Here is a 22830-nt window from a genome sequence, read left to right as displayed (position 1 = left end):
CGAGCAGGGCCGGCCCCTTCTGCCCGCCCGACTCGCGACGATCCCGCACGCCTCGCGCCGTCGCCTCCGCAGCGGCACCTTGACGTTCTCGCCCGGCCTCCCCTGAAGTCGCCCCTGGATGCCGCCGACGTCCTTGGCCCGCAGCGCCCCCTCTCAGCCTCCCGGTACCGCAGAAGCCCGACGCCTCGTGCACGCTCGTTTCCGATCCCCGCCCGTCGCGGACAGGATCTGACCTACATCTCCCCTACCTTCATGGATGTCAGCCACCCCGCCCCGGCGAAAGGCAAACCCATGGTCACTCACGTTCCCGCAGAGGCCCCCGGCGACGAGCGAGGCGCGCTGCTCGCGTTCCTGGAGGAGCAGCGTGGCGGTATCCGTCGGGCGGTGTTCGGGCTCACGGAGGAGCAGGCGGTGTCGAAGCCGAGTGCGAGTGAGCTGTCGCTCGGGGGCCTGGTGAAGCACGTCGCGGAGGTCGAGCAGAGTTGGATCGCGCGGGCGAAGGGGGAGGAGCCGGCCGTCCACAGGGAGTTCTCGAACTGGCACGAGTGTTTCCAGCTGGTCGGCGACGAGACGGTGGAGGAGCAGCTCGCGTACTGGGAGAAGGTCGCGGCGGAGACGGAGGCGTTCATCAGGAGCGCCGACACCCTCGACCGGACCTTCGCGCTCCCGGACCAGCCCTGGTTCCCGCCGGAGGGCCGGGTCTCCCTGCGCTGGGTCCTCCTGCACCTGATCCGGGAGACCGCGAGGCACGCCGGCCACGCCGACATCGTCCGCGAGTCCCTGGACGGCAAGACCGCCTTCGAGCTGGTCGACCTCGCGGCGAAAAGCTGACCCCATAACCTGGACCGCATGTCAGCGATCCGCCTCCTCGTGCTGAACGCGGTCCGTCAGCACGGCCGGGCCCACGGCTACCAGGTGCGCAGCGACCTGGAGTACTGGGGCGCGCACGAGTGGTCCAACGCGAAGCCCGGCTCGATCTACCACGCCCTGAAACAGATGGCGAAACAGGGTTTCCTGCACGAGCACGAGATCGCCCCCTCGACCGTCGGCGGCCCCCCGCGCACCGAGTACGAGATCACCCCCGCCGGCACCGAGGAATACCTCCGCCTCCTGCGCGAGGCCCTGACCTCGTACGACCAGAAGACGGACGTCAAGTCGGCGGCCCTCGGCGGCATGGTGGACCTCCCGAGGGGGGAGGTCATCACCCTCCTGGAGGAGCGCATCCGGCGCATCGAGCGCTGGCGGGGGGCCGTCACCGACTACTACATCCCGGAGGACGGCCCCGAACAGCTCGGCCACATCGGCGAGATCATGCACTTCTGGATCCACACGGCCGACGGCGAGGCCGAGTGGACCCGGGGCCTGATCACCCGCATCAAGGGCGGCGCGTACTCCTTCGCGGGGGAGGGCGAGCCGTTCGTCGGCGTCCTGGCGGAGGGCCAGGAGAACCCGTACGCGACGGGGGAGAGGCACCCCGGGGACGATCGCTGAGGCCGACGGTCGACGACGGCTGCCGACGACGTCTGTTCGACGATCGGCGCAGCTAATCAAGTTTGACCAATCGACGTGACCCCGTTACCTTCGACCCCGCCAACTAGTCAACTTTGACTAAAAGGGGGAGCGTCCATGCCCGACCCGGCCATCACCGTCACCGCCGCCCACAAGACCTACGGCACGAAACCCGCCCTCGACGGCCTCGACCTCACCGTCGCCCGGGGCGAGGTCCACGCCCTCCTCGGCCCCAACGGCGCCGGCAAGACCACCCTCGTCCGCATCCTCGCCACCCTCCTTCGCCCCGACGCCGGCCGCGTCGAGGTCGCCGGCCACGACGTCGTCCGCCACCCCCGCGAGGTCCGCCGCCGCATCGGCCTCCTCGGCCAGCACGCCGCGCTGGACGAGGACCTGGACGGCCGGCAGAACCTGGAGATGTTCGCCCGCCTCCACCACCTCGGCGCACGGCGCGCCCGCACCCGCGCCGCCGAACTCCTCACCCGCTTCGACCTCGCCGGCACCGGCCGCAAACCCGTCCGCGCCTACAGCGGAGGCATGCGCCGCCGCCTCGACCTCGCCGCCGCGCTCATCACCGACCCCGAAGTCCTCTACCTCGACGAGCCCACCACCGGCCTCGATCCCCGGGCCCGCACCGAACTCTGGACCTCCGTCCGCGCGCTCGCCGCCACCGGCACGACGGTCCTCCTCACCACCCAGTACCTCGAAGAGGCCGACCAACTCGCCCACCGCATCTCCGTGCTCGACCAAGGCCGCGTGGCCGCCGAGGGCACCCCCGACGCCCTGAAGTCCGCCACCGGCGGCGACCGCATCGACATCACCCTCCGCCACGCCCACCAACTCCCCACCGCCGCCACCCTGTTGTCCCTCCCCAACACCACCCTCACCCCATCCCGCCGCCTCCTCAGCGCCCCAGCCCCCAACCGCCTAACCACCCTCTCAACAACCCTCCAAGCCCTCACCGCCGCCGGCATGGAGCCCGAAGACATCTCCCTACGCCGCCCAACCCTGGACGAGGTGTTCCTACACCTGACGGGGGAGGGGAAGCGGACACCGGGGGAGAAACCGGGCACGCAGAACAGCAGGACCGAGAGGGCAACGGCACAGGGCGGCGACGCCGAGACAACTACGGCCGCGAGCCACAACTGACCACGACGAACCCGCACTCAACCACCGCGCAGCACCACGTCTTTCAGGGGCGCGGGGCTGTATCGATATGCGGCTCCGCCGCGTGGGCGCGAACAACCACAACGCACCCGCACCCCGCAACGCACCACCCCACCCCTCCCGAACCCGGCACCGGAGGCCCCATGCCCCCGCACCCCCTCACCGACTCCTGGACCATGACCCGCCGAGAACTGGCCCACTGGTCCCGCCACCCCGCCCCCCTCCTCATCGGCCTCCTCTTCCCCGTGATGCTCCTCCTGATGTTCGGCTACCTGATGGGCGGCGGACGAGGCGTGACCGGCGACTACCTCGACTACCTCCTCCCCGGCATGCTGGCCCTGACCATGGCCTTCGGCCTGGAGAACACGATGGCCGCCGTCACGAGGGACTTGACCAAGGGCGTGATCGACCGCTTCCGCTCCCTCCCCATGTCGGACGCCGCAGTCCTCGTCGGCCGAGCATCCGCAGACATGCTCAGCTCGACCCTCGCCCTGACCGTCCTCATGACCACGGCCCTCACCCTGGGCTGGCGCCCCGACACCACCCCGACGAACTTCCTCACCGCCCTGGCCCTCCTGCTCCTCCTCCGCTTCGCGATGCTCTGGATCGGCATCCACCTGGCCCTCATCGCCGGCACCCCCGAACTGATCCAGACCGTCCAGATCCTGATCTGGCCCGTCGCCTTCCTCTCCAACGCCCTCGCGGCCCCGGAATCGATGCCGTCCTGGCTCGCCGCAGCCGTCGACTGGAACCCCCTCTCCCAGACGGCCACAGCGGTCCGGGACCTGCTGGGCGCCCCCGGCGCGGAGGCATCCCACACCTGGACGGCCGTCGCCTGGCCCCTGGCCCTGCTGGCCCTGTTCTTCCCACTGGCGGTAAGGAAGTTCGCAAGGCTGAACAACTGACCCCGCACCAACCCCCCGATCCCGAGTCCGCGGACCCGCCTGCCCCCGCAACTCCGGCACCAACCTGCTCAGATCCTCGAAGAACAACTCGGCGAGATCCTCGACAACGCCCGCTCTGTGAACGTTCGCCGAGATTGCCCGGTTCCCGGAATTCCCACTTGAACCTGACGCAACGTGAGGCGCCACAGTGAAACCCGACCGAGCAGGAACAGGAGCCGCACGTGAACTACTCCGTGGGACAGGTGGCCGCGTTCGCGGGCGTCACCGTCCGTACCCTCCACCACTACGACGCGATCGGCCTCCTGCCCCCGACGGCCCGCACCCCCACCGGCCACCGCCGTTATACGGACGCCGACCTCGACCGGCTCCAGCAGCTCCTCTTCTACCGGGAACTCGGCTTCCCCCTGGAGGAGATAGCGGCCCTCCTGGACGACCCCGCGACCGACCCGGCCGAACACCTGCGCCGTCAGCGCGACCTGCTCGACACCCGCATCGCCCGGCTCCAGAAAATGGCAGCCGCCGTCCGACAAGCCCTGGAGGCACGCACGATGGGCATCGACCTCACCCCCGAAGAACGCTTCGAGGTCTTCGGTGACAAGGACCCCGACCAGTACGCCGACGAGGCCGCCCAGCGCTGGGGCGGCACCGACACCTACGCCGAGAGCATGCGCCGCACCTCCCGCTACACGAAGGCCGACTGGCAGCGCCTCAAGGCCGAGGTCGACGCCTGGGAGGCCCGCTACACGGCCCTCGTCGCCGCGGGCACGGCCCCCGACACCGACGAGGCGGCCGCCCTGGCCGAGGAACACCGCCTCCACATCACCACCTGGTACTTCGACTGCCCCCACGAACTGCACACCTGCTTCGGCGACATGTACGTCTCGGACGCCCGCTTCAAGGCGTACTACGACGGCATGCACGCGGGCCTGGCCGACCACCTGAGGACGGCGATCAGGACGAACGCGCACAGGCGCGCGGGGTAGTCGGGCGGGGGCGCGGCCGCCCGCGCCCCCGCAGACAGGCCCGGGTCACTCCCGCGCCAGCACCACCGCCGTCCCGTACGCGCACACCTCCGTGCCCACGTCCGCCGCCTCGGTCACGTCGAACCGGAACGCCAGCACCGCGTTCGCCCCACGCGCGCGTGCCTGCTCGATGAGCCGCTGCATCGCCTCGTTCCGGGTCTCGACCAGCGTCTTGGTCAGCCCCTTCAGCTCGCCGCCGATCAGGGACTTCAGCCCCGCCCCGATCTGGCTGCCGAGGTGCCGGGAGCGCACCGTGAGCCCGAACACCTCCCCGATCACCTGATCCACCCGATACCCGGGCACATCGTTCGTGGTGACGACCAACACATCGGGCTGGGGCCCCTGCCCGCCGCCGTAGTCCTCGATACTCATGTCCACAGCTTTGCCCCAGTGCCCGCACAGTGCATCCTGGGAACCCCCGTGGAACCTGGCCGGTGCCGGCTGCGTTGATACGTTTGGACGCGCAGCCCCCCGCCAGCTTCATAACCTCACAGCAGGAGCCACATCCCCGTGAATACGGTGACCACGCTTGCGCTCGGCCCCGAGTGGCTCAGCCCGGACTACCTGATCGAGACGTTCGCCCTGCCGGGCATCCTGTTGATCGTCTTCGCCGAGTCGGGCCTCTTCGCCTTCCTCCCGGGCGACTCCCTGCTGTTCACGGCGGGCCTGTTCGTGGCCCAGGGGCAGTACATCAGCGAGCCCCTGTGGCTGGTGTGCACGCTGATCGTGGCCGCCGCGGTCATCGGTGACCAAGTCGGTTACATGATCGGCAAGTTCCTGGGCCCGAAGCTCTTCAACCGGCCGAACTCCAAGCTCTTCAAGAAGGAGAACCTGGACAAGGCGCACGAGTTCATGGAGCGCTACGGCCCGAAGGCGATCGTCCTGGCGCGCTTCGTCCCGATCGTGCGGACGTTCGCCCCGATCGTCGCCGGCGCCGGCCGCATGAAGTACCGCACGTTCCTGTCGTACAACATCATCGGCGGCATCGCCTGGGGCACGGGCGTCACCCTGGCCGGCTACTGGCTGGGCCAGATCGAGTTCATCCGTACGAACGTCGAGTCGATCCTGATCCTGATCGTCGTCGTCTCGGTCGTCCCGATCATCATCGAGTTCCTGCGCGAGCGCGGCAAGAAGAAGCGCGAGGCCGCCCAGCAGCCCCCGGCGCACCCCCAGTTCCACGCCCCCCAGGCGCAGCCGATGGACGACGCGACGACACAGTTGCGTCGCATCCCCCAGTCGGAAGCCCCCCAGCACCCCCAGCACCCGCAGTCCCCCCAGCACCCGCAGCAGCCCCAGCAGCCGTACGACAACGGCGGCGGCCAGTACTACGGCGGCGGGCAGCAGCAGCCGTACGGCGCCCAGCAGGGCGGCCACTACGGCGACGGCAACGCGTACCCGTACCCCCCGCAGCAGCCCCACCAGCAGCAGGGCTACTCCCAGAACGGCTACCCGCAGGGCTGACCCCGGCTCAGAACCCGCGGGTCCGCTTCGCCGCCGGCCGTTTCTCCCCGGACACGCGCAGGAACAGCCGGGACATCTCCGACCCGAGGTTGACGCCGATGGCGATCGCCATCGCCAGGGCCGCCGCCTTCGACAGCCCCACCATCCCCTGGTCCACGTGGTGCTGGGCGATCGACAGCAGCCCGAAGTAGGTCGCGGACCCGGGCAGCAGGGGCCCGATCGCGGCGGTCGTGTAGGGCAGCGCGGACGCGAACCGGTAGCGCGCGAGCAACTGCCCGAACAGCCCGACGAGCCCCGCCGCGGCGGCCGTGGCGACGACCGCCGAGATCTGCCCGGCGTGGTGCATCGCCCCGTACACGCACCAGGCGACACCCCCGTTGAGCGTCGCGGCGAGCACGGTGGACCGTTCCTGCTGGAGCAGGACCGCGAAGGTCAGCGACAGCAGCATGGCCGCCCCGATCTGCGTCCAGGGCCGGTCGGCGGTCACGAGCGCCGCGTCCGGATTGAGCCGCGCCCCCAGGCTGACGCCGATGTAGAGCACGGTCAGCACCCCGACGACGATGCCGACGAAGAAGTACAGCACCTCCAGCAGGCGCGCGGCGGCGGTGATGTAGAACCCGGTCAGCCCGTCCTGCACCCCGGCCACCAGCGCCCGTCCGGGCAGCAGGGCGAACAGCCCGCCGGTGATGACGGCGGACGCGGCGACGTCCACGTGCGCACGCGTGAGGGCGATGCCGATCGCGGCGGGCGGCAGCGCGGCGACGAGGAACTGGTAGAACTCCGGCAGCCCGCGCCCCGCGCACAGCCACGCCAGCCGGTCCCCGAGGACGGCGCCGAGCGCGGCGGCCACGAACACCACCGCGCCGCCCCCGACGAGCACCGACGCCGCCCCGGCGAGCAGCCCGCTCGCCGACGTCAGCACCCACGTCGGGTACGGGTGCCGGTTGCGGCGTATCTCCGCGAGGCGCCTGTACGCCTCCTCGAGGCTCAGATGGGCCTCGGGGTCACTCAGGTCCCCGACGAGCCTGAAAACGGCTGAGAGGCGCGTGTAGTCCGTTCCACGGCGCCGCACGATCCGCGTCGCGGTCACCGGATCCTCGACGAGCGACGGCTGGTAGGAGATCGAGACGAGCGTGAACGTGACGTTCGGCTCGCACCGGTCAAGACCGTACGACCGGCACACCGCGAACATCGCGGCCTCCACGTCCTCCGAGCCCTCCCCGCCCGCCAGCAGCAGCTCCCCGATACGCAGCGTCAGGTCCAGCACGCGCGGGACGGCGGGCCCGGCCTCGTCGGACGCCTTGGGCGGCGCTTCGGGCGCCGGCCGCTCGGCCACCGGCATGCGCAGCATCGTCCGCATCCGGTCCTGCCAGGGCACGTCCTTCATCAGGCTGACGACGGGCACCCCGGCGGCCGGCGTGAACGCGGGCGGCGCGTCGTGCGCGCTGTAGACGCTCGGGGTGCTGAACGCCGACCCCTCCGGCTCACCGGGCGGCTGCGGGGCGTCCAGACCCGCCGGGACGGCGAACTCCGACGTGGTCTCCGACTCGCTGACCCTGAGGACGCCGAGCCCTTCCGGGATCGCGAACTCCGAGGTCACCTCCGGGTCGTAACGCACCTCGTCCGACCGCGCCTTGCGGTTCTCCGCCTCCGTCACCGGGCAACGCTCCCTGGAACGACACCTTCCGTATCGGCCTCAGTATGCGCACGGTGCGCACAGGCAAGCGAAAGGGCCGCACGCGTACGCACGCGCGCGGCCCCTCACGGACGGGATGCTCAGTGGCCGCCCTCGTCCTGGAAGCGCTTGTAGGACCGCTCGATCTCGGCCTCGGCCTCGGTGCGGCCGACCCAGTCGGCGCCCTCGACGGACTTGCCGGGCTCCAGGTCCTTGTAGACCTCGAAGAAGTGCTGGATCTCCAGGCGGTCGAACTCCGACACGTGGTGGATGTCACGCAGGTGCTCCACGCGCGGGTCGGTCGCCGGGACGCACAGCAGCTTGTCGTCGCCGCCGGCCTCGTCCGTCATCCGGAACATGCCGATCGCGCGGCACTTGATGAGGCAGCCCGGGAACGTCGGCTCGTCCAGGATGACGAGCGCGTCCAGCGGGTCGCCGTCCTCGCCGAGGGTGTTCTCGACGAAGCCGTAGTCGGTCGGGTAGGCGGTCGAGGTGAAGAGTCGACGGTCCAGGCGGATCCGACCGGTCTCGTGGTCCACCTCGTACTTGTTGCGCGAACCCTTCGGGATCTCGATCGTGACGTCGAACTCCACCGGTGGCTCCTCCATGATCAGCACATACTTCGGGTGGTTAAGTGTCCCTCACGCTGATGAGTGGTCGCGAAAGGGGCTGGTGGTCGTGCCGGAGCTGAGACCGTGGCAGGCCGCCCGACCGCGCCTGGAGCGCGTCGCGGGCGCCGTACGCCCCCGTCTCGCCAAGGCGGTCGGAGCGGCGAGGCCGAGGGCCGCTCGGGCCGTGCGGGCCGTCTCCCCCCACGTCGCCCGCCTCGGGCCGCCCCTGGTGAAGCTCGGGAAGGCCGTGCAGCCGCAGCTCGCGAAGGCCGCCGAGGTGTCCCCGAGGCGCACCTGGCAGTACAGCGCCGGCGCGGCCGGCGCCGGACTGGTGCTGGCCGTGGGCGCGGCCACCGCCGCGGGCCCCTGGGACTCCTCCGGCCAGCGTACGGCCGAGCGCGATCACGCCGCCGCCGTCAGTGGCGCAGATCACGGCCGCGGCCCGTCCGGCTCCTCCGGGACGTCGGCCCAGGCGCCGAAACCCGCCCCGAGCGCCCTCTCCGTCCTCGCGAGCCTCGGAGGCGCCGCCGGGACCGCCAAGGCCCCCGCGCCCGTCACAGGGGCCCTCACGGCCGTTCTCGGCCCCCTCCTGACCGACCCGGCCCTCGGCTCCCAGCGTTCCGCCGCGGTCGTCGACGTCGCCACCGGCCGCCTCCTGTACGGCTCCGGCGCCACCACGCCGCTCACGCCCGCCTCCACCACCAAGATCGCCACCGCCGTCGCCGCGCTCTCCGCGATGGGCCCCGACCACCGCCTCACCACCCGCGCGGCCCTCGAACCCGACACCCGCGAGCTGGTCCTCGTCGGCGGCGGCGACCCGACGCTCACCGCGCGCGCCGACGCCCAGGGCTGGGCCAGCCTGCGCACGCTCGCGAAGTCCACCGCCGCCGCCCTCAAGAAGCGCGGCCTCACCGACGTCACCCTGTCGTACGACACGACCCTCTACGCCGGCCCCGACGTTCACCCGATCGGGAAGAACCCCAACCTCGCGCGGGTGACGCCCCTCACCGCCGACGAGGGCCGCACGGACGACTCGACCAGCGGCGACGTCGAGCGCGTGCCCGACCCGGCGGCCGACGCGACGACGAAGTTCGCGGGCTTCCTCGCGGCCGAGGGCGTCACGACGAAGGCCCCGGGCCCCTCGAAGGCCACCGCCCGCGCGCAGACCCTCGCCACCGTCAGCTCGCCGCCCCTGGCCACCCTCGTCGAGCGCATGCTCACCAACAGCGACAACGACATCGCCGAAGCCCTCGCCCGCCACACGGCCCTGGCCACCGGCGCCCGCCCCGACTTCACCGGCGCGGGCCAGGCGATCACCGCCCAACTGGCGAAACTGGGCCTCCCCATGGCGGGCGTCTCGATCAAAGACGGAAGCGGCCTGAACAGATCCGACCGCCTCACGACCACCCTGCTGACGTCTCTCCTGGTGAAAGCCGCGGACCCGGCCCACCCCCAGCTCCGCCCCGCCCTCACCGGCCTCCCCGTGGCCGGCTTCACCGGCACCCTCAGCACCCGCTACACCAACGCGGCGGCAGGCGTGGTGCGCGCGAAGACGGGCACCCTGACCGGCGTGAACGCCCTGGCGGGAACCGTGGTCGACCGGGAGGGCCGCCAACTGGCGTTCGCCTTCCTGGCCTCGGGCACGACGGACGCGGGCGCGGCACAGGGAGCCCTGGACCGGGCGGCGTCGGCACTGGCGGGCTGCGGCTGCGACTGACCCACGAGCCCCACGCCCCTCCGCCCGCCCACACCCGCCCTCCCCACGCCCTGCCCGTTGTCGGAGCGCTCACGTACGGTTGACGGCATGACGAGCATCGGTGCTTCTTCCGGGATGGTCGACTGGAATCTGGCCGTGGCGACCGCGACGCGACTCGTGCGGCCCGGCCCCGAGGTGAGCCGTGACGAGGCACGGAAGGTCGTCGCGGAACTCCGCCGGTACGCGAAGGCGTCGGAGGGGCACGTCCGGGGCTTCACCCGGATGGGCACGGAGGACGTCCACGACACCCCGGTGCTGGTGGTGGACCGGCCGGGCTGGGTGCGGGCGAACGTCGCGGGATTCCGCGAGGTCCTGAAGCCCCTGCTCGACAAGATGCAGGAACGCCGCGGGAGTTCACCCGGCGGCGCGGTCCTGGGCGCGGTCGGCGGCAAGGTGACCGGCGTGGAACTCGGCATGCTGCTGTCGTTCCTGTCGTCCCGCGTACTGGGCCAGTACGAGACCTTCGCGCCCGCGACGAGGGGCCTCCCGGCCGGCGCGAACGGCGGCGGACGCCTCCTGCTGGTCGCCCCGAACATCGTCCACGTGGAACGCGAACTGGACGTCGACCCGCACGACTTCAGGCTCTGGGTGTGCCTGCACGAGGAGACGCACCGTACGCAGTTCTCCGCCGTGCCGTGGCTGCGCGACCACCTGGAGGGCGAGATCCAGTCGTTCCTGGGTGAGACGGATGTCGACCCGTCGACGTTCCTGGAGCGCATCAGGGAGGCCGCCCAGTCGCTCGCGGGGGGCCGCCCGGAGGGCGAGGAGGACGACGGCGGGCGCTCGCTCGTGGAACTGGTCCAGTCGCCCGCCCAGCGCGAGATCCTGAGCCGCCTGACGGCCGTGATGTCCCTCCTGGAGGGCCACGCGGACTTCGTCATGGACGGCGTGGGCCCCGAGGTCGTGCCGACCGTCTCGGAGATCCGCGAGAAGTTCCAGCAGCGGCGCGCCAAGGGCGCCTCCCGCCTGGACATCGCGCTGCGCAGGCTGCTCGGCCTGGACGCGAAGCTGAAGCAGTACCGGGACGGCGAGCGCTTCGTGCGCGCGGTCGTCGACCAGGTCGGCATGGACGGCTTCAACCGCGTGTGGACGTCCCCGAACACGCTCCCGACGAAGGCCGAGATCGCCACACCGGCGGACTGGGTCGCGCGCGTGCACCGCAAAGCCGACATGTGAGCCGACGGCAGGAAAACGCCCCCGCAATCACCCGTCCGAGGGACCGTGAGCGACCGGAAGGCGTGCAATGCTCGGGGAACGGCCCGGTTCTGTCACCATCTACACACTCTGAGTGACCTGACTCGGGTGCACACCCCCCGAAAACTTCATGAAGGGAACCGGACATGGGTCCCCATCCTGCGGTCGCGGCGATACGCCTGGCGGTCCGCCGCGTACTCCACGACATCCTCACCGACCACGCACACCCCGCGCCCCCCTCCCCGCCACCCCTCGTGCTGGTGGCCTGCTCCGGCGGCGCCGACTCCATGGCGCTCGCCTCCGCCCTCGCCTTCGAAGCCCCCCGGCTCGGCATCCGCGCGGGCGGCGTCACCATCGACCACGGCCTGCAGACCGGCTCCGCCGAACGCGCCGGGGACGTCGTCACGCGCCTGCGCGAACTCGGCCTGGACCCCGTCGAGTCGACGGCCGTGACGGTCGGCCGCGAGGGCGGCCCCGAAGCCGCCGCACGCGACGCCCGCTACGCCGCCCTGGACGCCGCCGCGGTACGCCACGGAGCCTCGGCGATCCTCCTCGGGCACACGCGCGACGACCAGGCCGAAACCGTCCTCCTGGGCCTCGCGCGCGGCTCCGGCATCCGCTCCCTGTCGGGCATGGCCGCGGTCTCGGGGGCCGACGGCCGTTACCGGCGCCCCTTCCTCCAGCTCGACCGGCAGACCGCCCGCAAGGCGTGCCTGGTCCAGTCGCTGCCCGTCTGGGACGACCCGCACAACGCCGACCCCGCCTACACGCGCTCGCGCCTGCGCCACGAGGGCCTGCCCGCCCTGGAGAAGGCCCTCGGCAAGGGCGTCGTCGAGGCGCTCGCCCGCACCGCCCAGCTCTCCCGGGACGACGCCGACGCCCTCGACACCTGGGCGCGCCAGGCGGAGGCGTCCGTACGGGACGCCGCGGGCCTCCTGGAGTGCGCCAAGCTCTACGCCCTCCCGCCCGCCGTACGCCGCCGCATCCTGCGCCGCGCGGCCATCGAGGCGGGCGCCCCCGCCGGTTCCCTCTTCGCCCGGCACATCGAGGAGATCGACCGGCTGATCACCGGCTGGCGCGGCCAGAAGGCCATCAACCTGCCCGGCAGAGTGGTCGCCCAGCGCCAGGGTGGCAGACTGGTCATCCGGCAGGGCTGAACCCCGGCCCCTCCAGCAGGGGCACCGGGCCGGCCGCGCCGGCGAGCCGGACATGCGGGACGACCGACCGAAAGTGATGCGGGTGGACGCGAAAGACATGGGTGCCGACCTCCAGCAGGTGCTCATCAGCAAGGAAGAGATCGACGCCAAGCTCGTCGAGCTGGCCGCGAAGATCGACGCGGAGTACGCGGGCAAGGACCTGCTCATCGTCGGCGTCCTCAAGGGCGCGGTGATGGTCATGGCCGACCTCGCGCGCGCGCTGTCCACCCCCGTCACGATGGACTGGATGGCGGTGTCCTCGTACGGCGCGGGCACCCAGTCGTCCGGCGTCGTGCGGATCCTCAAGGACCTCGACACCGACATCAAGGGGCGGCACGTCCTGATCGTCGAGGACATCATCGACTCCGGCCTGACCCTGTCGTGGCTGCTGTCCAACCTCGGCTCGCGCGAGCCCGAGTCGCTGAAGGTGTGCACCCTGCTGCGCAAGCCCGACGCGGCCAAGGTCGCCATCGACGTCGAGTGGGTCGGCTTCGACATCCCCAACGAGTTCGTCGTCGGCTACGGCCTCGACTACGCCGAGAAGTACCGCAACCTGCCGTTCGTCGGTACGCTCGCGCCCCACGTGTACGGCGGCTGAGAACCTCGTACGAGGCGATCGGGCACGAGCGGGAACCCCAGCGGGATTCCCGCCGTTGGAGCATGCAGACGGCACTGCCGGGTCCTGAGTGCGGCTGTGGCCGCCCAGCCTGGGGTACCGTCGGAAGAACTGTCTTATCAAACTCACTATGGCAGGAGGGACGGGGCGGCACCGCTCCGTGTGGATGGACGTGAAGCGATACTTCCGTGGGCCGGTCATGTGGATCGTGCTGGCCGTCCTTGCCGTGGTCGTGTTGATGCAAGTCGTCGGCTCGTCCGGCGGCTACAAGACGGTGGACACCGGCCAGGTCGTGGCAGCGATCAACAACAATCAGGTCGAGTCGGTCAAGATCACCACCGGTGACGAGCAGACCGTCAAGGCGACGCTCAAAGACGGCGTGAAGATCAAGGGCAGCTCGAAGATCCAGGCGAGCTACATCGGCGACCAGGGCGTGACCATCGCCGGCACGCTGCAAACCAAGTACCAGGACAAGCAGATCCCCAAGGGATACACGGTCTCGCCGACCAAGCAGAACGCGTTCGTCGGCATCCTGCTCTCCCTGCTCCCCTTCGTCCTCATCGTCGTCGTCTTCCTGTTCCTGATGAATCAGATGCAGGGCGGCGGCTCCCGGGTGATGAACTTCGGCAAGTCGAAGGCCAAGCTCATCACCAAGGACACCCCGAAGACGACGTTCGCGGACGTCGCGGGCTGCGACGAGGCCGTCGAGGAACTGCACGAGATCAAGGAGTTCCTCCAGGAGCCGGCCAAGTTCCAGGCCGTCGGCGCCAAGATCCCCAAGGGCGTGCTCCTCTACGGCCGTCCCGGCACCGGCAAGACGCTCCTCGCGCGCGCCGTCGCCGGCGAGGCGGGCGTCCCGTTCTACTCGATCTCGGGCTCCGACTTCGTCGAGATGTTCGTCGGCGTCGGCGCCTCCCGCGTCCGTGACCTCTTCGAGCAGGCCAAGGCGAACGCCCCGGCGATCGTCTTCGTCGACGAGATCGACGCGGTCGGCCGCCACCGCGGCGCCGGCCTCGGCGGCGGTCACGACGAGCGCGAGCAGACGCTCAACCAGCTGCTCGTCGAGATGGACGGCTTCGACGTCAAGGGCGGCGTGATCCTCATCGCCGCGACGAACCGGCCCGACATCCTCGACCCGGCGCTGCTGCGTCCGGGCCGCTTCGACCGGCAGATCGCGGTCGACCCGCCGGACCTCCAGGGCCGCCTGGAGATCCTGAAGGTCCACCAGAAGGGCAAGCCGGTCGCGCCCGACGTCGACCTCGCGGCGGTCGCCCGCCGCACCCCGGGCTTCACCGGCGCGGACCTGAGCAACGTCCTCAACGAGGCCGCCCTGCTCACCGCCCGCAGCGACAAGAAGCTCATCGACAACGGCATGCTCGACGAGGCGATCGACCGTGTGGTCGCGGGCCCGCAGAAGCGGACCCGGATCATGTCGGACAAGGAGAAGAAGATCACCGCGTACCACGAGGGCGGACACGCCCTGGTCGCGGCGGCCTCCCCGAACTCCGACCCCGTCCACAAGATCACCATCCTGTCCCGCGGGCGCGCCCTCGGCTACACGATGGTCCTGCCGGACGAGGACAAGTACTCGACCACCCGCAACGAGATGCTGGACCAGCTCGCCTACATGCTGGGCGGTCGCGCGGCCGAGGAACTGGTCTTCCACGACCCGACCACGGGCGCCGCGAACGACATCGAGAAGGCCACCGCCACGGCCCGCGCGATGGTCACCCAGTACGGCATGACCGAGCGGCTGGGCGCCATCAAGTTCGGCGGCGACAACACCGAGCCCTTCCTCGGCCGCGAGATGTCCCACCAGCGCGACTACTCGGAAGAGGTCGCCGCCCTGGTGGACGAAGAGGTCAAGAAGCTCATCGAGAACGCGCACAACGAAGCCTGGGAAATCCTGGTGGAGAACCGCGACGTCCTCGACAACCTCGTCCTCGCCCTGCTGGAGAAGGAGACGCTGGGCAAGGAGGAGATCGCCGAGATCTTCTCCGCGATCCACAAGCGGCCCGCGCGCCCCGCGTGGACCGGCTCCTCCCGCCGCACCCCGTCGACCCGTCCGCCGGTGCTCTCCCCCAAGGAGCTGGCCCTGACGAACGGCGCCAACGGCTCGGCCGCGGCGATCACCGCCAAGGCCACGGCAGCCGAGCCCGCCCCGGCGGTCGAGTCCCCCGAGGACCGCGCCGACGGCTGACACCCGGCCCGGAATGGATGCCGCGCCCCCCAGGACCTAGCCTGGGGGGCGCGGCATTTCGTATGACAACCGCAGCTCAGGCGCGTGCCCCACACGCGCGACCCGCACAGGAACGAGGCAGCCACATGACCGACCCCGTGACGCTGGACGGCGAGGGTGCCATCGGTGAGTTCGACGAGAAGCGCGCCGAGAACGCCGTACGCGAACTCCTCATCGCGGTCGGCGAGGACCCGGACCGCGAGGGGCTGAGGGAGACGCCGGGGCGGGTGGCGCGGGCGTACCGGGAGATATTCGCGGGGCTGTGGCAGACGCCGGAGGACGTCCTGACCACGACGTTCGACCTCGGGCACGACGAGATGGTGCTCGTGAAGGACATCGAGGTGATGAGCTCCTGCGAACACCACCTCGTCCCGTTCGTCGGGGTCGCGCACGTCGGGTACATCCCGTCCGCCGACGGCAAGATCACCGGGCTGTCGAAGCTCGCCCGGCTCGTCGACGTCTACGCGCGCAGGCCGCAGGTGCAGGAACGACTCACCACGCAGATCGCCGACTCGCTGATGCAGATCCTGGAGCCGCGCGGGGTCATCGTCGTCGTCGAGTGCGAGCACATGTGCATGACGATGCGCGGGGTGCGCAAGCCCGGCGCGAAGACCATCACCTCGGCCGTGCGCGGCCAGCTCAGGGACCCTGCGACCCGCAACGAGGCGATGAGCCTGATCATGGCCCGCTGAGCCCCGCGAGGGGGCTCACAAGGGCTTGCAGGCGGGCTCTCGGGCCTGCTCTCAGGCCGCCGACGGCTGCCCGTTGCCGTTCGCGCGGTCGTCGTCCTCCGGGAGGCGGCAGACGCGCTCCAGGAAGATGGCGGCGGCTATGACCGCGAGGCCCGCGAGGACGGAGAAACCGGCGTAGATGGCCTGGTCGCGGCGGGCGGGCTGGTCGAGGAATTCGAGCAGGAAGACCCCGACGCCGCCGTAGACGCCGGAGACGAGGGCGGCGACCAGGGCGCTGGACTGGCCGAAGACGACCGCGCGGGCGGCCATCAGGGGGTCGACGCCCTTGGCGCCGGGGCGGCGCTCGCGCTGGGCCTTGAGGCGGGCGCGCAGCGAGAGCGCCGTGGCCAGCAGGACGACCGCGATCAGCGCGAGGACGATGGGGGCGGCCAGCGGAACGCTGGGCAGGGTCCCGAGCGAGTTCCAGAGGCGGGCGCCCGCCCAGGACAGGATCGCGGCGACGGCGAACACGCCGGCCAGCACCCTGATGCGCAGCTCTCTCACGGTGTCCCTTCGGCTCCCCCGGCGGTCCGCGGGCCCTCCCGCGGACGCAGTGTCGTCACCGACCTTAACGACTACGCGGGCAGGTGGAGTTCCAGGTCCGCCCGGGGTACGACACCTTCGCGCCCGACCCCGTCCAGCAGCTCGGCGACCGCGCCGCGGCCGGGCAGCTTGGCCTCCGGGTCGACGTCGTACCAGGGAGCCAGTACGAACGCCCGCTCGTGCGCGCGCGGGTGCGGCAGCGTCAGCTTCGGGTCGTCGTCCACGACCTCCGCGTACGTGACGATGTCGACGTCCAGCGTGCGCGCGCCCCAGCGCTCCGCGCGGACCCGGTCGAACGCCTCCTCCACCGCGTGCGCGCGCTCCAGGAGGGACGACGGGGGCAGAGTCGTCTTCAGGACGACCACCGCGTTGAAGTACGACGGCTGGCTCGCCGGGTCGACGCCCCACGGCTCCGTCTCGTACACCGGCGACACCGCCTTGACGCGCAGGCCGGGGGTGTCCTCCAGGGCGTCGATGGCGCCCTGCAGGGTCTCCAGGCGGTTGCCCAGGTTCGAGCCGAGGGAGAGCACGGCCCACTGCGGGTTGTGCAGCGTCGTGTCGGCCGCGTCGACCTTCTCGACGACGGCCGCGGGCACGGGCTGGACGGTCGGGTCGGTGGGACCCGGGGAGAAGGAGGGGGTCATGCTCGGCTCCGGGTGATCGTGACGGTCACGTCGTCGAAGGGGACCGTGATCGGCGCGTCCGGCTTGTGGACGCACACCTCGACCTCCTCGACCCCGTCGTGCTTCAGGCAGGTCTGCGCGATGCGCTCGGCGAGCGTCTCGATGAGGTCGACCGGCTCGCCCTGGACGACGGCCACGACCTCCTCGGCCACGATGCCGTAGTGCACGGTCTTCGTCAGGTCGTCGTCGGCGGCGGCCGGGCGGGTGTCCAGGCCCAGCACGAGGTCCACCACGAAGGTCTGGCCCTCCTCGCGTTCCTTGGGGAACACGCCGTGGTGCCCGCGGGCCTTCAGGCCGCGCAGCGCGACACGATCCACGCGAATCACTCCTGCCAGTCGTCGGTCGGTGGACGGCCGCCGCTCCGCACGAGCGGCACACCGGCCTCGATTCGAATCTACCCGCGAGCACTGACAGCGCCGGTCCGCGGCGTGCGCGGGGCCGGGCCGGGGCCGAGGGGGCGCTTCATCGACTCCCTTGGGGGACCCGGCCGCTGACGGGTCGGTAGCCGCCCCTACCCACGGGTTCGTGATTCCAACCACTTCTTGCTCCCTGTGGGGGCCGGGGAGGGCTCGCGGGGGCGCTGAGGTGGTGAAAGAGGGCGCGCGGGGGCGGCGAAAAGGGGGTGCGCGGCCTTGTTCAGGGCGTCGGTGTTCAGGACGCCGGCTCGTCGTCCCCGGTCTCCTCGTCGTCCGGGTCGTCGTTCTCGGCGAGCACCGGTGAGGCGTGGTGGGACCACAGCTTCCAGCCGTCGGGGGTGCGCCGGAACACGTTCGTCGCGACGACGACCTGGCCGACCAGCGGTCCCAGCTCCTCGCCGGCCGCGGGCGCGGGGCCGCCGCTGAGGATGTTCTCCGAGCAGGTCACCAGGGCCGTGTCGCCGGTCACCGAGACGTGGACGTCCGTCAGGAAGAACTGGATGTAGTCGGTGTTCGCCATGATCAGCGCGTACGAGCGCAGCACCTCGCCCCGGCCGGTCAGCACCGGCCACCCGGGGTGCACGCAGGACACCACCCCGGCGTCCGCGGGGTCGTGGTACTCCTCGTCGACGCCCAGGTCGGAGGGGGTGAGCCAGAGCGCCGACACCCCCTCGAAGTCACCGCGCTCCAGCGCCTCGTAGAACGCCGTGTTCGCGGCCTCGACCTGCTCGACGTCGGTGTGGGGCGCGCTCACCGGTCTCCTTCCGCGGGTCGCGCGGGCGTGGCGGGGGTACGGGGGTGCTCCGCGCGCGGGGCACCCGGGGCGCCGGCGGGGGAGTGGGTGTCGGCGGAGGAGCGGGGGTGCGTGGCGGTGCCCTTCGCGCGGGCGCCCTCGATGGCGCGGGTGACGCGTACGGCGTCCGCGGTGGCCCGGACCTCGTGGACGCGGACGGCCCACGCGCCCGCCTGCGCCGCGAGCGCGGAGACGGCGGCCGTCGCGGCGTCGCGCTCGCGCGCGGGGGGCGGGGCGCCCTCGGGGCCGGCCAGGACGCGGCCCAGGAACCGCTTGCGGGAGGCGGCGACCAGCAGGGGGTGGCCGAGCGCGTGCAGACGGTCCAGGTGGGCGAGGAGGGTCAGGTCGTGCTCGGCCTCCTTGGAGAATCCGAGCCCCGGGTCGACGACGATCCGGTCCGGCGCGACCCCGCCCGCGAGAACGGCTTCCACGCGCGCGTGCAGCTCGTCCACGACTTCGGCCACGACGTCCTCGTACACCCCGTGGACCGTCGCGCCCTCCAGGAAGCCGCGCCAGTGCATGACGACGAAGGGGGCGCCGGACGCCGCGAGCACCGGGATCATCGCCGGGTCGGCGAGGCCGCCGCTCACGTCGTTCACCAGGGCCGCGCCGGCCGCCAGGGCCTGCTCGGCCACGGACGCGCGCATGGTGTCCACGGAGACGACGACCCCCTCGGAGGCCAGCCCCCGCACGACCGGGACGACCCGCCGCAGCTCCTCGTCCTCGTCCACCCGCCGCGCGCCGGGGCGCGTCGACTCGCCGCCGACGTCCACCAGGTCGGCGCCCTCGGCGACCAGGTCCAGGCCGCGTTTCACGCCGGCCGTCGTGTCGAACCAGCGGCCGCCGTCGGAGAAGGAGTCCGGGGTGACGTTCACGACTCCCATCACCGCGCACCGGTCCCACTCCGGGAGTCCGGTCACCCGCCCGCGTCCGCGTTGCTTGCTCATACGTTCAGCGTAGGCCCCGGGGGTGGGGGTGCGTCGCAACGGTGCTGGCTCGTCGTCACGCGAAACGGCGGCGTCACGACGAAACCGTATCGTCGTGACGCCGTCGTGCCGTCGGTGCTGTGCCGTCCCGGCCTACGCCGCCCTGACGTCGCTCTCGGCCATCACGTGGGCGCAGGGCCGGGCGGAGGCGGGGGAGCGGCGGAGGAAGCGGGGGAGGGGGAGCGCGAGGTCGACGAAGCCCTCGGCCTGCATGGCGGCGATGCCGATGCGGGGGAGGTCACCGGAGTTGCGGTAGACGACGAAGCGGGGCTCCCAGCGGGGCTGGAACTTGGCGTTGAACTTGTAGAGCGACTCGATCTGGAACCAGCGGGAGAGGAACACCAGGAGCCCGCGCCAGGCGCGCAGGACGGGCCCGGCGCCGATCTTCTCGCCACGCGCGAGGGCGGAGCGGAACATCGCGAAGTTGAGGGACACGCGCGTGATGCCGAACTTCGGGGCGGCCTGGAGGGCGGCGACGATCAGCAGCTCGTTCATGCCGGGGTCGGCGGAGCGGTCGCGGCGCATGAGGTCCAGGGAGGCGCCGTCCGGGCCCCAGGGGACGAAGTGCAGGATCGCCTTGAGGTCGCCGTAGGCGTCGGTGATGTCGTCGGCCTTGTGCGCGGTGGCGATCAGGCAGTCGCCGTCGGAGGGGTCGCCGATGCGCCCCAGCGCCATCGAGAAGCCGCGCTCGGTGTTGGTGCCGCGCCAGTCGTCGGCGGCCCGGCGGATGCGCTCCAGCTCGGCGTCGCCGAGGTCACGGATGCGACGGACGCGGGTCTCGTACCCGGCGCGCTCGATGCGCTTGACCATCTGCCGCACGTTGCGCATCGCGCGGCCGGCCAGCGAGAAATCCGCGACGTCGACCACCGCCTCGTCGCCGAGCTCCAGGGCGTCGAGGCCGGTCTCGCGGGTCCACACCTCACCGCCGGTCTCCGAGCAGCCCATGACGGCGGGCGTCCAGGAGTGCGCCTTGGCCTCGTCCATGAACCGCTCGATGGCGCCGGGCCACGCCTCGACGTCGCCGATGGGGTCGCCGCTGGCGAGCATCACGCCGGAGACGACGCGGTAGGTGACGGCGGCCTTGCCGCTGGGCGAGAAGACGACGGCCTTGTCGCGGCGCAGCGCGAAGTGGCCCAGGGAGTCGCGGCGGCCGTGCTTCTCCAGGAGCGCGCGCAGGCGCGCCTCGTCCTCCTCGGTCAGCTGCGCCGCCGGGTGCTCGGGGCGGAAGGCGAGGTAGATCGTCGTGAGCGCGGTGACCCAGCCCAGGGCGCCCAGGGAGAAGGCGACCGTCCAGGAGGTGTTCCCCGAGTAGTCCACGGGACCCTCGAAGCCGAACAGGCCGTACACGACGTGCGTCAGCCGGTCGGCCACGCTCGGGTCGCCGACCATCCGCTCGGAGTGGACGCTGACGATGAGCAGGCCGAGAGCGAGGGAGCCCGCACTCATGAAGATGAAGTTGGCCAGCGCGCGCCAGCGGCTGCGTGGGTCGGGCAGCGCGTTGAACTGGTCGCGGTAGACGATCAGCGCCACCAGGAGCGCGACCGAGATGAGGACACCCACCGGGGAGTGCCGGTACGTGAACTGGGCCGCGGCGCCGGCCGGCAGCAGGGCCACCGCCGCGCGCCACGCGCGCCGCTTGCCGCGCTTCAGACCGTGCGCGAGCAGCAGGAGCAGGATGCCCGCGCTGAGCGAGAGGGCCGCGGCGAACGGGCCGAAGGAGCCCGGCAGTACCTCGGCGATCGTGTGCATCCGGCTGTGGCGGAACCGCGGGAACACGCCCGCGGCGACGTCCAGCAGTCCGACGAGGGCACAGGCTCTGCCGACGAGGACCGGCACGGACTCGGGGCGTGGACCTCGCAGCGCGCGCCGTACGCGACCTGATCGGTTCGGAACCCCGCCCGACATTTCCCCATCTTCCTTGACAGACATCGCATCCCGTAGTTCCGCGAGTGACCTTGATCCCGGGGCCAGAACGGCCGTACCGGCGACATTGCGTCCTCTAGGACGGTGTCTCGGGGAGAGAGGTTCACTCAGCTCCCCAAAGTGGCTCCAAAGGTCAGGGAAAGACCGGGACAAGCCCTCGCGAAGGAATGCGGGGGCCGCGCGGGAGCCCGGAAGGAAAGCGGCAGGCAGGAAACGTCCTTATGGGTCTCACGAGCAACAAGGTGCTGGTGCTGGCGATCGTGTGCGCCGCACTGCTGTTCATCGGCACGGTCTGGCTGTGGCCACGCCTGGCCAGACGCGGCGTCGTCCCGGTCGCCGGGCGCGTCGGGCTGCTGCTCGCGACCCAGGTGACGCTCTTCGCGTCCGTGGGCCTCGCGGCGAACCAGGCGTTCGGGTTCTACGCCAGCTGGGCCGACCTCTTCGGCAAGGAGAACGGCCAGGGGGTGGTCGTCGACCACGCCACGGGCGGCGGTCCGGCGGGCCCGCTGAAGGTCCTCGACCAGCAGCGCGTGGAGGGTCCGAAGCGCACCCCGCAGACCGGCGGGCGAATAGAGAAGGTCTCCATCATCGGCTCGACGACGCACATCGCGTCGCCCGCGTACGTGTACCTGCCGCCGGAGTACTTCCAGCCGCAGTACCGCACGCGCGCGTTCCCCGCCTCGATCGTCCTGACGGGGTACCCGGGCACGGCGCAGGCGCTCGTCGACAAACTGGACTTCCCGCGCACCGCGCGCGACCTCGCCGCCGACGGCAAGGCGCAGCCGATGATCCTGGTGATGCTGCGCCCCACGGTGGCGCCCCCGCGCGACACCGAGTGCGTCGACATCCCGCGCGGGCCCCAGACGGAGTCGTTCTTCGCGAAGGACCTGCCGGCCGCCATCGCCTCGCACTACCGGGTGACCCCGAAGTGGGGCGTCATCGGGGACTCCACGGGCGGCTACTGCGCCCTGAAGCTCGCCATGCACCACCCCGGGGTGTTCGCCGCGGGCGCGGGCCTGTCGCCGTACTACAAGGCGCCGATCGACCCCACCACGGGCGATCTGTTCCAGGGGAACGAGACGCTGAAGAACGAGGCCGACCTGAAGTGGTTCCTCAAACACCGGCCCGCGCCCGACACTTCGCTCCTCGTCACCAGCAGCAAGGTCGGCGAATCCAACTACAAGGCGACGCTGAAGTTCATCGATCTGGTGAAGGCGACGAACCGGACGCGTATCTCGTCGATCATCCTGGACAGCGGCGGACACAACTTCAACACATGGCGACGCGAGATTCCGGCCACCCTTCAGTGGGTCAGTGAACGCCTCGCACCGCAGTGAGGCGCCCGCGCGCGAGGGCGGCGGCCCCGCGCGGGCCTGCCACAGAAGCCCCGGTGACGCACTCCGG

General features: G+C 71.4%; 22 protein-coding genes. 13 read left to right on the top strand and 9 right to left on the bottom strand.

The window, feature by feature from the left end:
* Positions 1-291: 291 nt before the first annotated feature.
* The 5 genes from IAG44_RS17450 (at position 292) to IAG44_RS17430 (ending at position 4564) form a co-directional block, all read left to right on the top strand.
* Positions 292-831: a DinB family protein gene (locus tag IAG44_RS17450; RefSeq protein ID WP_187748019.1), complete on the top strand. Its 540-nt coding sequence runs from the start codon at positions 292-294 to the stop codon at positions 829-831.
* Positions 832-849: 18 nt separating this feature from the next.
* The gene (locus IAG44_RS17445; protein ID WP_187748018.1) at positions 850-1491 is read left to right on the top strand and encodes a PadR family transcriptional regulator; all 642 of its coding nucleotides are present in this window, start codon (positions 850-852) and stop codon (positions 1489-1491) included.
* Between the two features lie 135 nt (positions 1492-1626).
* Positions 1627-2658, top strand: coding sequence for an ATP-binding cassette domain-containing protein (locus IAG44_RS17440; RefSeq protein WP_187748017.1), 1032 nt, complete (start codon positions 1627-1629; stop codon positions 2656-2658).
* Positions 2659-2819: 161 nt separating this feature from the next.
* Positions 2820-3581 carry an ABC transporter permease gene (locus IAG44_RS17435; protein ID WP_187748016.1) on the top strand — a complete coding sequence of 254 codons (762 nt, stop codon included), beginning with the start codon at positions 2820-2822 and terminating at the stop codon, positions 3579-3581.
* A gap of 221 nt (positions 3582-3802) precedes the next feature.
* Positions 3803-4564: a MerR family transcriptional regulator gene (locus IAG44_RS17430; protein ID WP_187748015.1), complete on the top strand. Its 762-nt coding sequence runs from the start codon at positions 3803-3805 to the stop codon at positions 4562-4564.
* A 45-nt stretch (positions 4565-4609) separates the two neighbouring features.
* Here the strand turns inward: IAG44_RS17430 and IAG44_RS17425 are convergent, their stop codons facing one another.
* Positions 4610-4975, bottom strand: a complete 366-nt coding sequence (locus tag IAG44_RS17425; RefSeq protein WP_112473148.1) for a YbjQ family protein — start codon at positions 4973-4975, stop codon at positions 4610-4612.
* 147 nt (positions 4976-5122) lie between these two features.
* Between IAG44_RS17425 and IAG44_RS17420 the strand changes: the two genes are divergently transcribed.
* A complete protein-coding gene (locus IAG44_RS17420) occupies positions 5123-6064 on the top strand; it encodes a DedA family protein (RefSeq protein ID WP_187752735.1) in 942 nt (313 codons plus the stop codon).
* Between the two features lie 7 nt (positions 6065-6071).
* Here IAG44_RS17420 and IAG44_RS17415 read toward each other — a convergent pair whose 3' ends face one another.
* Both IAG44_RS17415 and IAG44_RS17410 read right to left on the bottom strand, forming a co-directional pair.
* Positions 6072-7721: a threonine/serine exporter family protein gene (locus IAG44_RS17415; RefSeq protein ID WP_187748014.1), complete on the bottom strand. Its 1650-nt coding sequence runs from the start codon at positions 7719-7721 to the stop codon at positions 6072-6074.
* Between the two features lie 119 nt (positions 7722-7840).
* Positions 7841-8332, bottom strand: coding sequence for an inorganic diphosphatase (locus IAG44_RS17410; protein ID WP_010351438.1), 492 nt, complete (start codon positions 8330-8332; stop codon positions 7841-7843).
* A 79-nt stretch (positions 8333-8411) separates the two neighbouring features.
* Here IAG44_RS17410 and dacB point away from each other — a divergent pair, with 79 nt between their 5' ends.
* From dacB to folE, 6 genes are all read left to right on the top strand, one after another.
* Positions 8412-10067 carry a D-alanyl-D-alanine carboxypeptidase/D-alanyl-D-alanine endopeptidase gene (dacB, locus tag IAG44_RS17405; protein WP_187748013.1) on the top strand — a complete coding sequence of 552 codons (1656 nt, stop codon included), beginning with the start codon at positions 8412-8414 and terminating at the stop codon, positions 10065-10067.
* 87 nt (positions 10068-10154) lie between these two features.
* A complete protein-coding gene (locus IAG44_RS17400; RefSeq protein WP_187748012.1) occupies positions 10155-11282 on the top strand; it encodes a zinc-dependent metalloprotease in 1128 nt (375 codons plus the stop codon).
* Between the two features lie 164 nt (positions 11283-11446).
* Positions 11447-12457 (top strand): tRNA lysidine(34) synthetase TilS, encoded by a 1011-nt coding sequence (gene tilS, locus IAG44_RS17395; protein ID WP_187748011.1) that lies wholly within the window; start codon positions 11447-11449, stop codon positions 12455-12457.
* Between the two features lie 76 nt (positions 12458-12533).
* Positions 12534-13094: a hypoxanthine phosphoribosyltransferase gene (hpt, locus tag IAG44_RS17390; protein ID WP_055724789.1), complete on the top strand. Its 561-nt coding sequence runs from the start codon at positions 12534-12536 to the stop codon at positions 13092-13094.
* A 184-nt stretch (positions 13095-13278) separates the two neighbouring features.
* Positions 13279-15312, top strand: a complete 2034-nt coding sequence (ftsH, locus tag IAG44_RS17385) for an ATP-dependent zinc metalloprotease FtsH (protein WP_187752734.1) — start codon at positions 13279-13281, stop codon at positions 15310-15312.
* 125 nt (positions 15313-15437) lie between these two features.
* A complete protein-coding gene (gene folE, locus IAG44_RS17380; RefSeq protein WP_187748010.1) occupies positions 15438-16043 on the top strand; it encodes a GTP cyclohydrolase I FolE in 606 nt (201 codons plus the stop codon).
* Between the two features lie 51 nt (positions 16044-16094).
* Here the strand turns inward: folE and IAG44_RS17375 are convergent, their stop codons facing one another.
* From IAG44_RS17375 to IAG44_RS17350, 6 genes are all read right to left on the bottom strand, one after another.
* Positions 16095-16586, bottom strand: coding sequence for a DUF3180 domain-containing protein (locus tag IAG44_RS17375; protein ID WP_187748009.1), 492 nt, complete (start codon positions 16584-16586; stop codon positions 16095-16097).
* A gap of 71 nt (positions 16587-16657) precedes the next feature.
* Positions 16658-17269 carry a 2-amino-4-hydroxy-6-hydroxymethyldihydropteridine diphosphokinase gene (gene folK / locus IAG44_RS17370; RefSeq protein ID WP_187748008.1) on the bottom strand — a complete coding sequence of 204 codons (612 nt, stop codon included), beginning with the start codon at positions 17267-17269 and terminating at the stop codon, positions 16658-16660.
* Positions 17266-17625 carry a dihydroneopterin aldolase gene (folB, locus tag IAG44_RS17365; protein WP_187748007.1) on the bottom strand — a complete coding sequence of 120 codons (360 nt, stop codon included), beginning with the start codon at positions 17623-17625 and terminating at the stop codon, positions 17266-17268. Before folB ends, folK begins: the two co-directional genes overlap by 4 nt.
* 334 nt (positions 17626-17959) lie before the next feature.
* Complete coding sequence (locus IAG44_RS17360) at positions 17960-18478, bottom strand: nuclear transport factor 2 family protein (RefSeq protein WP_187748006.1); 519 nt, start codon at positions 18476-18478, stop codon at positions 17960-17962.
* Positions 18475-19464, bottom strand: a complete 990-nt coding sequence (folP, locus tag IAG44_RS17355; protein ID WP_246561801.1) for a dihydropteroate synthase — start codon at positions 19462-19464, stop codon at positions 18475-18477. Before folP ends, IAG44_RS17360 begins: the two co-directional genes overlap by 4 nt.
* A 132-nt stretch (positions 19465-19596) precedes the next feature.
* Positions 19597-21408 carry a phosphatidylglycerol lysyltransferase domain-containing protein gene (locus tag IAG44_RS17350; protein WP_187748005.1) on the bottom strand — a complete coding sequence of 604 codons (1812 nt, stop codon included), beginning with the start codon at positions 21406-21408 and terminating at the stop codon, positions 19597-19599.
* 239 nt (positions 21409-21647) lie between these two features.
* Between IAG44_RS17350 and IAG44_RS17345 the strand changes: the two genes are divergently transcribed.
* Positions 21648-22763 carry an alpha/beta hydrolase gene (locus IAG44_RS17345; RefSeq protein WP_187748004.1) on the top strand — a complete coding sequence of 372 codons (1116 nt, stop codon included), beginning with the start codon at positions 21648-21650 and terminating at the stop codon, positions 22761-22763.
* Positions 22764-22830 lie beyond the last annotated feature (67 nt).

The organism is Streptomyces roseirectus (assembly GCF_014489635.1).
In the GTDB taxonomy this organism is placed as follows: domain Bacteria; phylum Actinomycetota; class Actinomycetes; order Streptomycetales; family Streptomycetaceae; genus Streptomyces; species Streptomyces roseirectus.
The sequence above is the reverse complement of the archived record's forward strand: the minus strand, read 5'-3'. Positions and strand labels throughout refer to the sequence as shown.